The sequence below is a fragment of the Nonomuraea sp. NPDC003707 genome (assembly GCF_053587055.1).
The window spans coordinates 13,933-28,493 of the sequence record NZ_JBSFNK010000057.1 but is presented as its reverse complement, the minus strand read 5'-3'; the positions used below and the strand labels follow the sequence as shown (position 1 = coordinate 28,493).

The following is a 14,561-nucleotide window of genomic DNA, read 5'->3' as shown; positions in this document are numbered from 1 at the left end:
ACGGCGGGCGACGCCGCACGAGCGCACAGGTCATCAACGCAGAACGGATCTGAGCCCGGCCGAGACCGCCTCCACGGCCAGGACCAGCGCGAACACCGGCAGCACGATCGCGGTGACCACGTCGTGGTTGAGTGCCCTGATGTGCTGGCTGAGCGCGTACCCAAGCTCTCCGGCGCCGACGATGCCGAGGATGAAGAAGGCCCGCAGGTTGACGTCGAGCGCGTACAGGGTGGTGGCCACCAGACGGGGCGTGAGCTGGCCGAACACGGCCACGGTCAGCTCCTGGACCGGCCGCGCCCCGGCCGAGAGTGCGGCCTCGCGCGGCCCCGCGCGCAGCTCCTCGGCATCGTCGGAGACGAGTTTGGCGACCAGGGCGGTGGTGAAGACGGCCAGCGCCAGCGTCCCGGCGACCGGGCCGTCCATGAGGCCGAACGCCGCCACGAACACCAGCACCAGCAGCAGGTCGGGGATGGAGCGCAGGCCGACGAGGAAGGTGCGCGCGGCCAGCCGTACACCGGCGTTGGGGGCGACGGCGCGGGCGGCGGCCAGGCCGAGCGGGATGCCGGCCAGGACGCCGAGGAAGGTGGCGCCGAGCGCGATCGAGGCCGTCTCCAGCAGGCCGCCGCCGAGGAGGTCCGCGACCGGGGCGAAGTCGGGCGGGAAGAAGTCGCCGAACGCCCGCACGGAGCCCGCCGCCGCCTCGGCCAGCGCGGCGGGGCTCGCGCCGACCCGCCAGAACGCCGTCACCGCCAGCGCCAGCGCGCCCCATCCGGCCAGGTGCGCGGCCAGCCTCGACCGGGTCCACGGCACGCGCTGCCCGCGTACGGGAGGCAATGCCACACCGCGTTCGGCGCCCAGGAGCCGCCCGCGCAGCGCCATCGAGACCGTCTCGACGAGCAGCACGACCGCCACCGTCACCAGCGCGATGCCGGTCGCCTCCCGGTAGTCGGTGAAGCCGAACGCGGTCTTCAGATCCAGCCCGACGCCGCCCGCGCCGACGGCGCCGAGCAGCACGGAGCCGCGGAAGTTGATGTCCAGCCGGTACAGGATGGCCGCGATCCAGGCGGGCGCCACCTGCGGCAACACCCCGGCCAGCAGCCGCTGGACGGGCCCGGCGCCGGTGCCCGCGACGGCCTCGCGCACGCCGGCGTCCGCATGCTCGACCGCCTCGGCGAACAGCTTGCCCAGCATGCCCACCGAGTGCAGGCCCAGCGCCAGCACGCCGGGCAGCGGGCCGATGCCGATCGCGGCCACGAAGAAGACGGCGAACACGATGTCGGGAACGGCCCGGCAGGCGACGATCACGCCCAGCGCGACCGACCTGACGGCCCTGGCCGGTGCGCGCCCGCCCCGGGCGGCGGCCAGGACACCGAGCACGGCGGCCAGCAGCGTGGCCAGCGCGGTTCCGGCGACGGCCATCCAGAGCGTGTCGAGCATGTGGATGAACGTCGTGGCCGGATCGCTGATCGTCGGCGGCCAGGCTCTGGCCAGCAGCCCGGCGACCTCGCCGAACCCGGCCACCATCCCGCCGACCCCGACGCCCAGGTGCTGGAGCGCGACGACTCCGAGCGTCACCAAGACGATCGGGAACGACCACGCCGCCAGGCGCCGGGCACTGCGCGGCGGCCGGCCCCCTGCCCCGCTCGCCGCTCCTCCGCCACCACGGCCCGGTCGCGGGGCCCCGCCTCCGCCTCCTCCTGCTCCTCCTCCTGAGGCTCCGGAACCGCCGCCGGCGGCCGTTCTCCGAGGCGAGACCCTGGGCCTGTCCCGGGACGGCCGGGCGCCGGTCGTCGCCTGGGCCATCATGGGATCGTCACGGGGTCGGACAGGTACAGCCCCCGCAACCGCACCGCGTCGAGCAGTTCGGTGGGCTCGTCCAGCCGGATCTCCCCCAGCCGCAGCCCCACCACCCGCCGCGTCCACCGCAACGCCAGCTCGATCTGGTGCAGCGTGCACACCATGGTCAGCCCGTCCTCGTGGCACACCCGTACCAGCAGGTCCATGACCGAGGCGGCGGTCTCGGGGTCGAGGGAGGCCACGGGCTCGTCGGCGAGCACCAGTTCGGGGCGCTGCAACAGGGCCCGCGCGATGGCCACGCGCTGCTGTTGCCCGCCCGACAGGCTCCCGGCCCGCTGGTAGGCCCGCTCCGCCAGCCCGACCCGGTCGAGGTGTTCGAGCGCCTCCGCCCGTACGGACCTGGGCCAGGTGACGATGCCGTACCGGGGGCCGCGGACCCGCCCCAGCGCGCCGTGCAGCACGTTCTCCATCACGGTGAGCCGTCCGACCAGGTTGAACTGCTGGAAGACGACCCCGACCCGGCGGCGCAGCGCCCGCAGCTCGGCGCCCCTGGCGTCGACCACGTCGACGCCCAGAACCTCGACCTCGCCCGAGTCCGGCCGGGCCAGGCCGTTGAGGTGGCGCAGCAGCGTGGACTTGCCCGAGCCCGACGGGCCGAGCAGCGCGACGATCTCGCCGCGCCGCACGGTCAGGTCGATCCCCGCGCACGCCCTCACCACGCCGAACGTCTTGACCAGGCCCTTCGTCCGTACGACCGCCGTCATGCCGTGGCGCACTTGTCGTTATGGGTGGCCGCGCACACCTCGCGTACGGGGTTGAAGGTCGCATCGCTCACCGTCTGGAAGCCCCAGACGGAGGAGTCGGCCGTCACCCGGCAGGAGGCTTCGTCCTTGCAGATGCCCAGCTGCACCAGACGGTCCTTGGTGGCGTCTTTGGTGAAGGTCTGCACCAGCTTGGCCTTCACGTCGGCGGGCAGCGCGTCACGCATGGCGACGGGCGACATGGGGATCGGCGCCGACTTCCACACCACCTTCACCTGACCGGCCTTGAGCTTGCCCTTGTCGATGAGGATGTGGTCGACCATGGCGTTCTCGGCGAACCCGGCCTCGCACTTGCCGGCGGCCACCGACAGCACGGAGTTGTCGTGCCCGCCCGCCATGATCGGCTGCACGCCGGTCTTCGGGTCGATGCCCGCGCCGAGCAGGCCCTGGCTCGGGAAGAGATAACCGGAGGTCGAGCCCGGGTCGACGAAGCAGACCTTGGCGCCCTTGAACCCGTCGATTCCGGTGATCTTGCTGTTGGCGGGCACGATGCCGTAGCTCTGGTAGGTGGGCGTGCCGCCCTTCTCGACCATCGAGGCGATGGGCGTGATCTTGGCGCCGTTGCTCTTGGCGAGCACGTACGACAGCGGCCCGAACTCGGCCAGATCGATCTTGCCCGACACCATGCCCTCGATGACCGCGTTGTAGTCGGTCGAGCGCACGAACTCCACCTTCTTGCCGGTGTTCTTCTCGATGAGCGCGATGATGTCCTTGTATTCGGCGGTGGGGTCGATGTTCTGCTCTACCGGCACGGCGGCGAACCGGAGCACGTCGCCGCCGGTGCTGCCGCTGGCGGAAGAGCAGCCCGTCGCGAGGACGCCGAGCACGACCAGGGCGGTCAGGGAACGTTTCACAGTGAGATCTCCGAGCGTGTGGAACCAGATCCGGCTCGCCACGCTGCTCGCCGCCAGTGATGTCCGGGTCAGACACGTCTGACGATGCACGAACCGAGGGGTTAACTCGGAGCGAACCCACCCGCCCGTCGCCGCACCGGAGGTGCATGTTCACCAACTGGTCAACGGAAGGTCATCCGGAGCGACCCATCATGGCGCAGTTGCGACAAATCCCCATAAAGGAGGACAGGTCATGCTTTCTCGCGATGAGCTCGTCGGCCTCTTCGAGGGCCTCGCCGGCCTCCCGTACGGAGGCGAGGTGGTCGACCAGCGCACCCACGCCCTCCAGGCCGCCGCCCACGCCGCCGCCGCCGCGGCCGACGACGAACTGGTCCTGGCCGCCGCCTTCCACGACGTCGGCCGCGCCCGCCCCGTCGCCGAGCGGCACCGGGGGATGCCGCACGAGCAGGCCGGCGCCACCTACGCCCGCGACCACCTGACCGCCCGCTCCGCCTGGACGATCGAGCAGCACGTGGCCGCCAAGCGGTACCTGGTGGCGGTGGACCCGTCCTACCATGACACGCTGAGCCCGGCGTCGGTGCGCTCGCTGCGCGCCCAGGGCGGGCCGATGTCGGGAGAGGAGGTCGCGGCGTTCGAGTCTCACCCGTGGCACGCGGACGCGATCTCACTCCGCCTGTGGGACGACCTGGCCAAGGACCCTCAGGGCCCGGTGCTGCCCATGGACGACCTGATCACCGCGTACGAACGGGTGATGGGCGGCTGAAGCTCAGCGATCCCCCGTACGAGGGCCCTTGCCGGTTGAGCCGGCGCCGGTAACCCCGCTGATTCAGTTGCGGTCGGTGGGTGGGGCGGCTAACGACGGGCGTATGTCGGCTTCGAGAGCCGCCCGGACAAGAGCGCCTTCGAGCGCATCTACCCGTCAGAAGAGCTTGTCGATCGTGATGGGTAGCGAGCGGATGCGCCTGCCGGTGGCGTGGTGGACCGCGTTGGCGATGGCGGCGCCCATGCCGACGAGGCCGATCTCGCCGACGCCTTTGACCCCGACGGGGTTGAACCTGTCGGGCCGGCCGACGAAGCTCACCTGCATGTCGGGGATGTCGGCGTTGACGGGGATCAGGTAGTCGCCGAAGGTGGCGTTGGCGATGCGCCCGGATCCCGGATCGGTGACCGTCTCCTCGAACATGGCCATGCCGATGCCGCCGACCGTGCCGCCGATGATCTGGCTGGTGGCTGTCTTCTCGTTCAGGATGCGGCCTGCGTCGATCACCGAGACGACCCTGGCCACCCGCAGCAGTCCGAGATCCGGGTCGACCCGCACCTCCACGAACTTCGCGCCGAAGGGTCCCGCGGGCGCCAGGCCCAGCTCCCGCGAGTCGGCCGGGGTGCTGGCGCCGTGGGCGCTGAGCTCCGTCAGCCCGTGCGCGACGAGGATGTCGGTGTAGGCCTCGCCGCGCTCGGGCGATCCCGTCCGGTGGATGCGACCGCGGCCGATGCTGACCTCGTCGACGGCAAAGGCGACCGACTCGGCAGGGCTCTCGCCGACCAGCCGAAACCCGGGCGCCGCCATCAAGGCCGCGATGTAGATCGCCGTCCACACCCCACCGGCCGATTGCAGGTGAACCTCACTGCCGCTCTGACCGACTACCTGGTGGCGTTCGTCGTGGAACCACACCCACGCGCCCATCACCAGCCGCCGACCGGATGCCTCGCCGCCTCCGCTCACTGCCGCGCCCCAGCGCCCCTGCTCACCGCAGTGGCCTGAACCAGACTGGTGTCCTCCAGCAGCCGGGTCAGGTCCACCGTCAGTTCTCCGGTCCAGCACAGAGGCAGCACGACCGCTCGGGCCACCAGCGGTTCGGCGGTGAAGCCGATCAACTGCCCCAGCGGCACCGGCTCACCGGCCAGGGCCAGCAGCTGCGCGCGGTAGTCGCTCACCCCCACCATCTCGCGGCGCAGCCCACCAACGCCAGCACGTTAATCGTGCGCTGCCGCCCGGGCGGCTCGCCGACCAGCTGACAATCCCAGCCCGCCAGCGCGCAGCAGGCCGCGACCCGCTCAGCGGTCGCCTTCACCTTCGCATCGCCCAGCCAGGCGGGATTCTTCACTTCCATCACCGTCGCCAAGCCGTCAAGCCGGCGGACGAACAGTCAGGCGTGGCCTTCCAGGTGCCGCGATCATCGACTCCGAACAGTTGCATCGGCTGGCCGGAGAAGCCGCTCACCTCGGGGTCGAAATCCAACAGCGTCATCCAGACGCTCTCCAGATACGACTCGCATTCGATCACCCAGTTCGTCGTGGAGAACCAGTGCGTGCTCGGCGTGTGCGCCTGATCAGCCCGGTGCGGGATCCGCCGAATCGCGCCGCAGTTCTCGAAGGCCACCCAGGCGGCATCTTCCAGCGAGCGCTGCTCTTCCTGCCAGTCCGGATGCAGAAAGCGGACCGGGACGCTGCGTAATTGCAGGTCGGCAGCCTTCATCGCGCCTCCCGAGACAGTAAGAAGCGGCGGCTCGCATTCATCCAGAGCGTCGGCATGCGGCAAAGAATCATGTGACGAAGGTCACGTTAGCGCCCCATAGTTGACTTCGTCCTCACTTTCCGGGCCAACGTCAGGCCACCCCGTTGGCCCACTCACTGCCGGCGAGCTTGCCCACCGAGCACGGCATCCAAGGCTGCTGTGAAAACCGATGGCAGAGCCCCCTGTGTCGGCAGATCTGGCCGCCGCTCCTTCCATCTCATCCGCGCGGCGGCGGCCAGCGGCATCAACCGGGCCACCGGCTCCGACTCCCCTTCCGCCGCGGCCACCTCCAAAGCCACCGCCAGCAGTCCCGCAGCTACCAACGCCGTTCGCGGAGCCATCCCGAAGTGGTCCACGGGCCCCGCCCGATTCCACCGCTGTCCACCAACCTCTGCGGCCAGCGCGCCCTGACCATCCAGAGTCACATCCAACAGAGGGAGAACCTCCGGCACCCAAGCCGGACCAGCATCGCCGTCGCTTTCAAGACCGCGAACCGCTGACCGGCACTCACCATCTGGCCCGCGATCAGCGCAGGCCGGCGGTGCATCGCCACCTCAAGCACGAGTTGTTGCTGATCAGCGAGTTTGCTACTCACCGAGCTCGTGCTGATCTGCGGGATCGGCTGATCGCATACGGCCCCGCTGAGAAGCGCGCCGCACCGCAACGGGGCCGGCATTCGTGAGCGAGAAAGACGCGCAGGCTGGCCGGCGGGACCTCGTCGCACGGAAACGCGGCATCTCGGGCAGAGATCCACCAGCAGAGTCCTATGCTCGGACAAACCGTGGCCCAGCCCAGCTTCCACCAGGCCAGCCACACTCCGCCCGAAGCCGCCAGGCATGCCCGGTTGCCGAAGAACTGCACCCACTCACGGCCCTCTGCCCGGCGGACTGACTCCCTGTCGCCCACGCGGACACCTGCCAGATCCAGGACCGAGCCGTCAAACACTTCCAAGTGCATCCCACGCACGACCTCGGAGCTCACACCTGTTGCAGCCTCGATCGCCCTGCACGTCTCCGGCGTCGTAACGACGCCGTAGGCCAGTGAACGGACGTCACTCGACGCGCGTACATCCAGCCCCAACGCCTCGACCATCGCCCACGGCGGACACCCGTTCCGCAGGGCCATCCGATCAACCCACGACGCGAACGACTCGCCGGACGCTGGTGCCACCACCAACGCCAGCCGACGGAGCCAGACCGTCGCCATCTCCAGAGCCGAACCTCCTGCCATACACGCCGCTACTGCCAACTCCGATTGCGCACTTCCATGTCCACTTCCAGTTGCCGTGACGGACTGTCGTCTTCAAGGCCGCCAGACAACATCTGTCTGGAGCCACTGAACATGACAGTGAGGCCTGCGGCTGACCTGGGCACTGCTATTTCGACGGGCGTCGAAATAGCAGCATTCGCGTCATCGAGGTTGACAGTACCCAGCCGAAGATCATGCGTGCGTGGGTTGAGGGCAATAGCTCCAGGCTGCGAAGTGTCTGGCCGAAAGTTGCCGGCGCAGCCTCCAGACGGGTGTCTCTATCTGTTCTCCTCACCGCGAGCGGCAGCGTAGGAAAGTTCGGATGCGGCAGACCCGTCGAGCCATCGGCTGAGCGCGGTTGCGGCGTCGGTGATGTCGTCGGCGCCCATCCTCCAGCACAGAGCGGTTCCTCCCCGCTCTCGGAAGGCGGCGCAGTTGTTCGCTGAGTCATCAATGAGCAGCGCGTCTTGGAAGGACATGCCGTGCCGGCTCAGCCAAGGTCCGAAGAAGTGGACGATACCTTCGCTCTTGAGCACTGCGACGTCGCTGGAACAGATCATGTCGTCGCAGACGAAGGCCCACTCGGCCAACGTTGCCGGACGGTGGCCAGCTGGGCGCTGGGTCTTGCGTACCCGCCTGAAAGTGTCGGCGAAGCAGTCCGCGTTGTCGGTGGACACGACGATCGACGCACTCGTCTTGAGCTCGCGGAGCATCTCGAACAACGGAACGTTGACCCGCATCCGGGCGCAGTCGGCCAGTAGCCGGCGCTGGAGGAAGTCGTCGCGGAACCGGCGGTCCAGCTTGATGCCCATGCCTGCGATCACCTGAGCGGAGGACACCTGGCCCTTCATCCAGGCGTGGGCCCCCTCGCCCGTGAAGATCCGCACAAGGCTCTCCACGAGTTGCGAGTGAAGCGGATGCCGGGCGTTGTCTCGGATGGACGCCCAGAAGGGATCGCAGGAAAGCACGCCATGCCAGTCAACGAATACCACTCGGTCGGGGTGTGGCACCTGCTTCATCCCTTGGTTCCTCCTGTTGGTGAGCATGTTGCGGCGACTTCAGTGAGTCTGAACGCCGTGTGCTCGAAGCCGCGAGATGATCAGCTCCCGGAGTTCGCGTTCTTGCGCGGCTGTGTCATGACGCCCGGTGCGATCGGCGGCTGCGGCCCAGCGTTCGAGGACGTCGGTCGTGAGAAGCCATTGAGCGATCGTGAGCTTGGGTTTCACGATCTCGTCCGGCGGCGGCCACGAACCGGAGCCCGGAACGCCCGGTGTCCAGTGGGCGATCTGATCCCGACCGGCCCTTCGGATGCTGCGCGCGAGGTCGGCCCGTCGGCGATTGCCGTTCACTGTTTCGACGCTGGCGTCGTTGTCCATGGATGCGTCGATGAGCCCCCACTGGCGGAGAGGCATCGCCATGATCAGGCCAGCACTCATGTCGGCATGGTGCCGAGATCACGAAGGGTGGTCAAGGTGATCAGTAGGCCCCGGGTATGGCGGCGCCAAGGGCAGGGCGGCGCAGGTGCTGTGGGGTGATCATGACATTGGTGATCCGACTGGCAATTGCCAGGGCCGCCGGGATGGCGTTCTCGATGCGGTCATCGGCAGCTGGATCAATGCCGAGCTCACGAAGGTGTCGATTGAGCCGGTCAGGATCTGCGCCATGCCGTCGTCTGGGGAAGGTCGGGTCGATGTCGGTGAGGTATGCGCCGTCGACGGCGTAGGCAAGACGGTGCCGGGCGGCGTAATCATGTCGCATTACCGCCACCGCCTGTCCGCCGTCGCGGGAAAGAGGGCAGAGGGCCTCCATGTGCGAGGCTCGCCAGCCGCAGTCCTCGATGGCGATCGTCCAGTCCTCGATTCGCCTCACGGTGATGATCTCCGGCCCTTCCGGCTGAGAGTAGTCCTCGTCCGTGATGAGCCGAATGTCGTCGTCTGCGGCCCCGATCCGGCGAAGCACCTCATGCTCGTCGAGCCCGCGGACGAAGACGATGGTGTAGATGTCGCCGAGCCCGCTGCCTTTTTCCCACCCGTAATCTTCTGGCGACGCGCCGGGAGTTCTCGCGGTGGCGCGGACCATCTCGAACGTGCTCGCCTGCTCGAGGATCTCGGGATGGGCGGCGAAGAAGGCCTCGGTGATTTCTGGAGCTATCCGGCCACGCTCACTGACCGGATAGCCGTTCGCTCTCGCCCAGTCCTGGATCTGGGTGCGGCCGAGCTTGGGCGTCCGGTAGGTGACGCGGAGGGGGGTGAAGTCGGCATCGGACATGATCAGAAACTACCGATAGGTTTGATGCCCTGTCTGCCCTGCGCTTCTCCCGGCGGGCCCGACCTGGGGAGATGTAACCCTCTCCCAGGGGCGTAGTCCTTCGCCTGCCAGGAGCAGCGCTGCCTCGGGCAAGTCCAGGTCTTCGACGGTCTCGGGCGGGTGCAGGTGATGAGGCGCGCCTGGTTCCCAGAGGGCAAGCGGTTTGAGCAGTGTGACTGAGCGCTTCAGTTCGGGAATCGCCCGCTGAAAACGCTCAGTCACCACAATTGATCGTTACGAGGCGCCTAGCTGGCTTCGAGAACGAAGAACAAGAAGCACAAGAACCTCGTGCGGGTGGGCTCGAACTCGCGGAGCTCCTCGGGGAACAGGTCGCGGGCTTCCGGCACAAACGGCGGTTCGCTGATGACGCTGATGCGAAAGCCCGCCGCGGTGAAGGCCTCGGTCATCGCGTGCAGCGGCCGGTTCCAGAACCTCATCTGGACGGCCTGCCCACCCATGACCCATTCTTCAGTCCGGCTGCGGGTCTCGAAGTACTTGGGCTTCTCCCCCGCCATGTGCTGAAAGAGAACGACGCTGAAAGGATGGTCGACCGAGACGAGGAGTCTGCCACCAGGCCTCAGCACGCGTCTCAGCTCGGCCAGTGTCGGTCCCCAGTCTTCCAGGTAGTGCAGCACCAGCGACGCGATGACGTCGTCAAACGCCTCGTCGGGAAAAGGCAGCGGGCTGGCCAGGTCGGCGACCTGCAGATCCGCGTCGGCGCCCAGCCGCTGCCGGGCCTGCTCCAGCATCCCGGCGCTCGCGTCGACGCCGGTCACGATGGCGCCTCGATCGCGCAGCTCGGCGAACAGGGGACCCGAGCCGCAGCCGGCGTCGAGGATGCGCCTTCCGGCCACATTCCCGGCAAGCTCCAGCATCGCGGGCCGCTCATAGTACGCGTTGAGGAGACTGGTTTCGTTCTCGGCCGCGTAACCCTCAGCCATCCTGTCGTAGTCGTTGAGTGGGGAGGGGTTTGCGGTCTTAACGTGATCTTCGGGCATGGTAGACATGCGGGCCATTTTGGCCCAGTAGTCTCGGCGGCGCTCGCGTCATCGACATTGACGGCAGTCGGCCGAAGATCGTTCTTCTTGGTCCGCGCAGGGACCACGCGACGGTCAGATGCCCCAGGCTGGGCAAGCCGGAGCCTCTCGGCGTCAATGGCCCGGCGACCTCAGGAGCATCAGGAAGGTTCGAGGTGGTCGGCGAGGCGGCGGAGGGTGACCGCGAACCGACCGCGGAGGCGTAGAAGAACGCGCTTGCGTGAGTGCGGCGGGATCATGCGTAATCGTTCGGCCTCGGCTTGCTGTTCAGCGAGGTGAGCGCGGCCCCACTCCTCATGCATGAAAGACATGGAAGGCTCCTCAGGGCTCTTCGGGGAACGCGTGGTAGAAGATAAAAACCGGGCGTGTATCCGGTGGAGACTCGCTTGATTCGACGCGCGATTTGGTCCGCTCGCGCCATGGCTGCAACACGGCGTTGAGCTGCTCGGCGAGCTGCCAGAGTTCATCCCTGGTGAGCCGTAGGTGGTGGCTGCCTCCAAAGGACGCCTCTTGCCATTCCTCGGGAAGCGTCATGTGGGTGCGTTCGAAGTCACGCAGCCGCTCGAACTGGTCGATCACCCACTGTGAAGTCCACGCCTGCAGCACGGCTCTGGCCTCCGGGGCTTCGAAGTCCCTCACCAAGGCCCATCCGCTCAAAGCTGCCCGCACCCAGCGTTCCCGGCTGTCCCGGGCGAGCTCCGGCACGTCCTCGACCAACCCATATGGCTGCATTTGCCGCAGGTGATAGCTCACCTGGCCGGGGTCGGCCTCCATCCGCCTGGCGAGCTCGCTCACCGTGACCGGGCCGATCCGGAACAGGAGGCTGAAGAGCTTCATCCGGAACCGGCTGGTCATGACCTTGAGCACGTCCACGTCGTCGATCTGGCGCATGGTCACGACGGTAAGACCAGCAGGTAAAGATACTCAAGACACCTACTGGATCTTGAAACCGTGGTCGTGGCGTGCGGAGCTGAAGATCAACTGTTATGCCCGTACTCGCTTCAGGGATGCCCGGGCGGCTGAGGCGGTTTGCCAGGGTCGAATGCCTTCGCCGGCCCGTCGCTCGACACGCGTACATCCAGCCCTAACGCCTCGGCGATCGTCCAGGGTGGGGATCCGTTCCGCAGGGCCATCCGATCGACCCACGATAGTTGGCACCTGGCCAGGCTGGTTGGCACCGTCCTCGGTCATCTATGCCAAGATTCGAGGGTGGAGATGACCGACATCACGCGCGCGATCGCGGCAGCGACTTCGGTCGCCGCATCGCTCGACCTGCCGGCCGGCGACGCAATCGTTCTCCACAACTCGAACAGGCTGGCGCTGCGGCTGACGCCGTGCGACGTCCTTGCCCGGGTCGCCCCCGTGCGACATGAGGCTGCACAATTTGAGGTCGAGCTCGCTCAACGGCTCGCCCAGGTCGGATGCCCGACGGGCCTCCTGGACCCTCGGGTGGACCCACTTGTGTACACGCGCGATGGCTTCAGAGTGACGCTGTGGACCTACTACGAACCCGTGACACCTCACACCTCACCAGTCGACTACGCCAAGGCGCTGGAGCAGTTGCACGTCGGCATGCGCAAGGTTGACGTGCCGAGCCCGCGGTTCACGGATCGCATCGCGGGGGCGGAAGACGTCGTTGCCAACCCGAATCTCTCGCCAGAGCTCGCCGACGCGGACCGCGCGTTCCTCAGCACCAGACTGGGAAGCCTGCGACGGGCGATCGAGGACCGCGGCGCCGTAGAGCAGCTGCTGCACGGCGAGCCGCATCCAGGCAATGTGCTAGGCACGAAGGACGGCCCGCTGTTCATCGACCTTGAGACATGCTGCCGTGGACCCGTCGAGTTCGATCTCGCCCATGTCCCCGAGTCGGTCTGCGAGCACTATCCGAACGTTGACCAAGGACTGCTGGACGAGTGTCGGCAGCTCGTTCTCGCGATGGTCGCAGCCTGGCGTTGGGAACTTGGCGACCAGCTTCCGAACGGGCGGCGATTCGGAGAGGAATTCTTGCGCTCGCTGCGCAAGGGTCCTCCTTGGCCGACACTCGACACGGTCACCAGGCGACTGGATGGTCCGTAGAAATCGCCGAAGGTCACGTGTGAAAGCGGCAAGGAACCAAGCGACGCTACCGTCGCCGTTGCAACCCCATGCGCGCCACCTGTAGCTGGGGGTCGCAATGACTGGGTGATGGCCCCGCCCATCGTGGCCACCTATCGCTCTCAACGGCCATCTATCGTTCACAGCCTCACACGGGCTGAACCTCCTGCCGTACACGCGTCTACTGCCATCCCCGATGGCCCACTGCCAAGTCCACTGACAACTCGTGTGCCGTACTGACATCTGCAAGAGCCCCAGACATCTGGGAGTCTCAACAAGTGTGACTCCCAGAGATAACTGTCATTGAGCGGTGGGCCTGTGCTGGTGGCTCGATGATCGCTCCCAGCGGTAGCTGTCACCGATGCCCAGGGGTAACTGTCACTGGCGGAGTTCTTGCCAGTGTTGTTGTCACCATGATCGTCTCAGTACCCTCGACCGGTGGCGAATGATCTCGGATTCACGTGTTCATGCTGTGGGCAGCGGCATGATGGTCTGCCTTTGGCCTACTCAACGGAGGCGCCCGTCTACTGGACGTCCGAGATGGCGGATGACCCGGACTGCGAGCTTAGCTCCGATCAGTGCGTGATCCAGGGAGAGGCGTTCTTCGTACGTGGGCTGATCGAGATTCCCGTGACCGATCTCGATGAGGTCTTCAGCTGGGGCGTCTGGATCTCACTCAGCCGCGAGAAGTTCGCCCGCGTCGCAAAACTCTGGAAGACCACCGGCAGAGAAAATGAACCGCCCTACTTCGGCTGGCTGTCGACAGAACTGCCTATCCATTCACCGTCGACGATCAACCTCAAGACCAACCTGCACACCCGCCCAGTGGGACAGCGCCCGCTCATCGAGTTGGAGTCGACCGGCCACCCGCTGGCCATCGAGCAGCGCAGTGGGATCACTCTGTCCCGGGTCCAGCAGATCGCCGAGGCGGTACTACATCCAGGCCAGTAGGCCGCATGGAATGCCGTGCATCGCTCCCCCGGCGACATCGGATAACTGTCCTTGGATCTGAGGATTCACATTTGTCGCCTTAGGCCAGTCGCCGATCACATAACTGTTGCTCTGCGTATATAGAGCTGAACGTTTCGTGATTTCTACCGTGGTGCGATGGTGCCGCTGGGACGGTGTGACACAAGCGAGGTTCTCTCGCATTGCTGTGACCTCCTGGACCTGATCGTCGGAGATCCGGGGGCGGTGTCCTGGGCCGAACTGGGCTGGAGCATGAGCCCGGACTGGGCCCGGAAATGGACGACGTCGTGGCGGGTCAACGGCGCGGAAGTGGTCTGCCCCGTCCGTGACATGACCTCATTCGAGGTCCAGCGGGCCGAGCCGGTGCGCCGGTTCACCTGGCGGACGAGCCAAAGGCACCGGCCCGGGCTGGCCTTCATGGTCAGTACGGGACTGCAGGTGGGATTTGAGAGTCTGGAAGAGGCCAAGCTCCTGCTCGCGCTGGACTTCCTGGGCGGGATCACCACGCTGCTGTGTCAGCCGTTCTGGCTGCACTTCGTCACGCCAGACGGGACTGCGAAGCATGCCCCCGATGTCCTGGCGATCACGACGTCGGGGACCTGGCTGATCGATGTCCGCCCTCGGGGCCGGATCGGTCCGGACGACCGGGTCAAGTTCGCCGCCACGGCGGAGGTCGCGCTGGCCTGCGGGTGGCGGTATCTGGTGGTGGCCAGCTGGCGGCAGCAGGTCATGACGACGCTGGACGGTATCTCCTCCCAGCGTCGGTCGTCGTCTGATCCGTTGAAGCTGCGGCCGCTCATCCTGGACAGGCTGCAATCCGGGCCCTGTCCTTTCGGCACGCTGGTGGCCGGCACGGTCGCACCGGCTGTCGCTCGCGCTTAGTTGCTGCATCTGTTGTGGTGGCGGCGGGCAGGCGTTG

Annotated in this window: 17 protein-coding genes; 4 read left to right on the top strand and 13 right to left on the bottom strand. The window is 67.1% G+C overall.

The window, feature by feature from the left end:
- Positions 1-33: 33 nt before the first annotated feature.
- From phnE to ACWDRB_RS61920, 3 genes are read right to left on the bottom strand one after another with little or no spacing between them, the layout of a single operon-like run.
- Positions 34-1,803: a phosphonate ABC transporter, permease protein PhnE gene (gene phnE, locus ACWDRB_RS61930; protein WP_449911264.1), complete on the bottom strand. Its 1,770-nt coding sequence runs from the start codon at positions 1,801-1,803 to the stop codon at positions 34-36.
- Positions 1,803-2,561: a phosphonate ABC transporter ATP-binding protein gene (gene phnC, locus ACWDRB_RS61925; protein ID WP_364262024.1), complete on the bottom strand. Its 759-nt coding sequence runs from the start codon at positions 2,559-2,561 to the stop codon at positions 1,803-1,805. The genes phnE and phnC overlap by 1 nt, the downstream gene beginning before the upstream one ends.
- Positions 2,558-3,472, bottom strand: a complete 915-nt coding sequence (locus ACWDRB_RS61920) for a phosphate/phosphite/phosphonate ABC transporter substrate-binding protein (RefSeq protein ID WP_449911226.1) — start codon at positions 3,470-3,472, stop codon at positions 2,558-2,560. Before ACWDRB_RS61920 ends, phnC begins: the two co-directional genes overlap by 4 nt.
- Before the next feature lie 232 nt (positions 3,473-3,704).
- Here ACWDRB_RS61920 and ACWDRB_RS61915 point away from each other — a divergent pair, with 232 nt between their 5' ends.
- Positions 3,705-4,235, top strand: a complete 531-nt coding sequence (locus ACWDRB_RS61915; protein WP_449911224.1) for an HD domain-containing protein — start codon at positions 3,705-3,707, stop codon at positions 4,233-4,235.
- A 156-nt stretch (positions 4,236-4,391) separates the two neighbouring features.
- Here ACWDRB_RS61915 and ACWDRB_RS61910 read toward each other — a convergent pair whose 3' ends face one another.
- The 10 genes from ACWDRB_RS61910 to ACWDRB_RS61865 all read right to left on the bottom strand — a co-directional run bounded on the left by ACWDRB_RS61910 (position 4,392) and on the right by ACWDRB_RS61865 (position 11,470).
- The gene (locus tag ACWDRB_RS61910) at positions 4,392-5,195 is read right to left on the bottom strand and encodes a molybdopterin cofactor-binding domain-containing protein (RefSeq protein WP_449911223.1); all 804 of its coding nucleotides are present in this window, start codon (positions 5,193-5,195) and stop codon (positions 4,392-4,394) included.
- Positions 5,192-5,407 (bottom strand): hypothetical protein, encoded by a 216-nt coding sequence (locus tag ACWDRB_RS61905; protein ID WP_449911221.1) that lies wholly within the window; start codon positions 5,405-5,407, stop codon positions 5,192-5,194. The genes ACWDRB_RS61910 and ACWDRB_RS61905 overlap by 4 nt, the downstream gene beginning before the upstream one ends.
- Positions 5,404-5,583, bottom strand: a complete 180-nt coding sequence (locus ACWDRB_RS61900) for a hypothetical protein (protein WP_449911219.1) — start codon at positions 5,581-5,583, stop codon at positions 5,404-5,406. Before ACWDRB_RS61900 ends, ACWDRB_RS61905 begins: the two co-directional genes overlap by 4 nt.
- On the bottom strand, positions 5,583-5,948 hold the full coding sequence (locus ACWDRB_RS61895; protein WP_449911217.1) for a hypothetical protein: 366 nt from the start codon (positions 5,946-5,948) through the stop codon (positions 5,583-5,585). Before ACWDRB_RS61895 ends, ACWDRB_RS61900 begins: the two co-directional genes overlap by 1 nt.
- 630 nt (positions 5,949-6,578) lie before the next feature.
- Positions 6,579-7,193, bottom strand: coding sequence for a TniQ family protein (locus tag ACWDRB_RS61890; protein WP_449911216.1), 615 nt, complete (start codon positions 7,191-7,193; stop codon positions 6,579-6,581).
- A 320-nt stretch (positions 7,194-7,513) separates the two neighbouring features.
- Positions 7,514-8,254, bottom strand: coding sequence for a hypothetical protein (locus ACWDRB_RS61885; RefSeq protein ID WP_449911214.1), 741 nt, complete (start codon positions 8,252-8,254; stop codon positions 7,514-7,516).
- A 39-nt stretch (positions 8,255-8,293) separates the two neighbouring features.
- A complete protein-coding gene (locus tag ACWDRB_RS61880; RefSeq protein ID WP_449911212.1) occupies positions 8,294-8,671 on the bottom strand; it encodes a hypothetical protein in 378 nt (125 codons plus the stop codon).
- A 40-nt stretch (positions 8,672-8,711) separates the two neighbouring features.
- Positions 8,712-9,503: a DUF6461 domain-containing protein gene (locus ACWDRB_RS61875; protein WP_449911210.1), complete on the bottom strand. Its 792-nt coding sequence runs from the start codon at positions 9,501-9,503 to the stop codon at positions 8,712-8,714.
- Positions 9,504-9,787: 284 nt separating this feature from the next.
- Positions 9,788-10,558 (bottom strand): class I SAM-dependent methyltransferase, encoded by a 771-nt coding sequence (locus tag ACWDRB_RS61870; protein WP_449911208.1) that lies wholly within the window; start codon positions 10,556-10,558, stop codon positions 9,788-9,790.
- A 342-nt stretch (positions 10,559-10,900) separates the two neighbouring features.
- Positions 10,901-11,470: an ArsR/SmtB family transcription factor gene (locus ACWDRB_RS61865; protein WP_449911207.1), complete on the bottom strand. Its 570-nt coding sequence runs from the start codon at positions 11,468-11,470 to the stop codon at positions 10,901-10,903.
- A 324-nt stretch (positions 11,471-11,794) separates the two neighbouring features.
- Between ACWDRB_RS61865 and ACWDRB_RS61860 the strand changes: the two genes are divergently transcribed.
- From ACWDRB_RS61860 to ACWDRB_RS61850, 3 genes are all read left to right on the top strand, one after another.
- Positions 11,795-12,655, top strand: a complete 861-nt coding sequence (locus ACWDRB_RS61860) for a phosphotransferase (protein ID WP_449911262.1) — start codon at positions 11,795-11,797, stop codon at positions 12,653-12,655.
- A 456-nt stretch (positions 12,656-13,111) separates the two neighbouring features.
- A complete protein-coding gene (locus ACWDRB_RS61855) occupies positions 13,112-13,624 on the top strand; it encodes a DUF2199 domain-containing protein (RefSeq protein WP_449911205.1) in 513 nt (170 codons plus the stop codon).
- Between the two features lie 156 nt (positions 13,625-13,780).
- Positions 13,781-14,524, top strand: coding sequence for a hypothetical protein (locus ACWDRB_RS61850; RefSeq protein WP_449911203.1), 744 nt, complete (start codon positions 13,781-13,783; stop codon positions 14,522-14,524).
- The last annotated feature ends 37 nt before the right edge of the window (positions 14,525-14,561 follow it).

Excerpts from the sequence above, each read along its gene's own strand:
- ACWDRB_RS61895 (WP_449911217.1), bottom strand. The coding sequence starts at position 5,948 with ATGAAGGCTGCCGACCTGCAATTACGCAGCGTCCCGGTCCGCTTTCTG.
- ACWDRB_RS61900 (WP_449911219.1), bottom strand. The coding sequence starts at position 5,583 with ATGGAAGTGAAGAATCCCGCCTGGCTGGGCGATGCGAAGGTGAAGGCG.
- ACWDRB_RS61880 (WP_449911212.1), bottom strand. The coding sequence starts at position 8,671 with ATGAGTGCTGGCCTGATCATGGCGATGCCTCTCCGCCAGTGGGGGCTC.
- phnE (WP_449911264.1), bottom strand. The coding sequence starts at position 1,803 with ATGGCCCAGGCGACGACCGGCGCCCGGCCGTCCCGGGACAGGCCCAGG.
- ACWDRB_RS61850 (WP_449911203.1), top strand. The coding sequence starts at position 13,781 with ATGGTGCCGCTGGGACGGTGTGACACAAGCGAGGTTCTCTCGCATTGC.
- phnC (WP_364262024.1), bottom strand. The coding sequence starts at position 2,561 with ATGACGGCGGTCGTACGGACGAAGGGCCTGGTCAAGACGTTCGGCGTG.
- ACWDRB_RS61915 (WP_449911224.1), top strand. The coding sequence starts at position 3,705 with ATGCTTTCTCGCGATGAGCTCGTCGGCCTCTTCGAGGGCCTCGCCGGC.
- ACWDRB_RS61860 (WP_449911262.1), top strand. The coding sequence starts at position 11,795 with ATGACCGACATCACGCGCGCGATCGCGGCAGCGACTTCGGTCGCCGCA.
- ACWDRB_RS61865 (WP_449911207.1), bottom strand. The coding sequence starts at position 11,470 with ATGCGCCAGATCGACGACGTGGACGTGCTCAAGGTCATGACCAGCCGG.
- ACWDRB_RS61870 (WP_449911208.1), bottom strand. The coding sequence starts at position 10,558 with ATGGCCCGCATGTCTACCATGCCCGAAGATCACGTTAAGACCGCAAAC.
- ACWDRB_RS61885 (WP_449911214.1), bottom strand. The coding sequence starts at position 8,254 with ATGAAGCAGGTGCCACACCCCGACCGAGTGGTATTCGTTGACTGGCAT.
- ACWDRB_RS61890 (WP_449911216.1), bottom strand. The coding sequence starts at position 7,193 with ATGGCGACGGTCTGGCTCCGTCGGCTGGCGTTGGTGGTGGCACCAGCG.
- ACWDRB_RS61875 (WP_449911210.1), bottom strand. The coding sequence starts at position 9,503 with ATGTCCGATGCCGACTTCACCCCCCTCCGCGTCACCTACCGGACGCCC.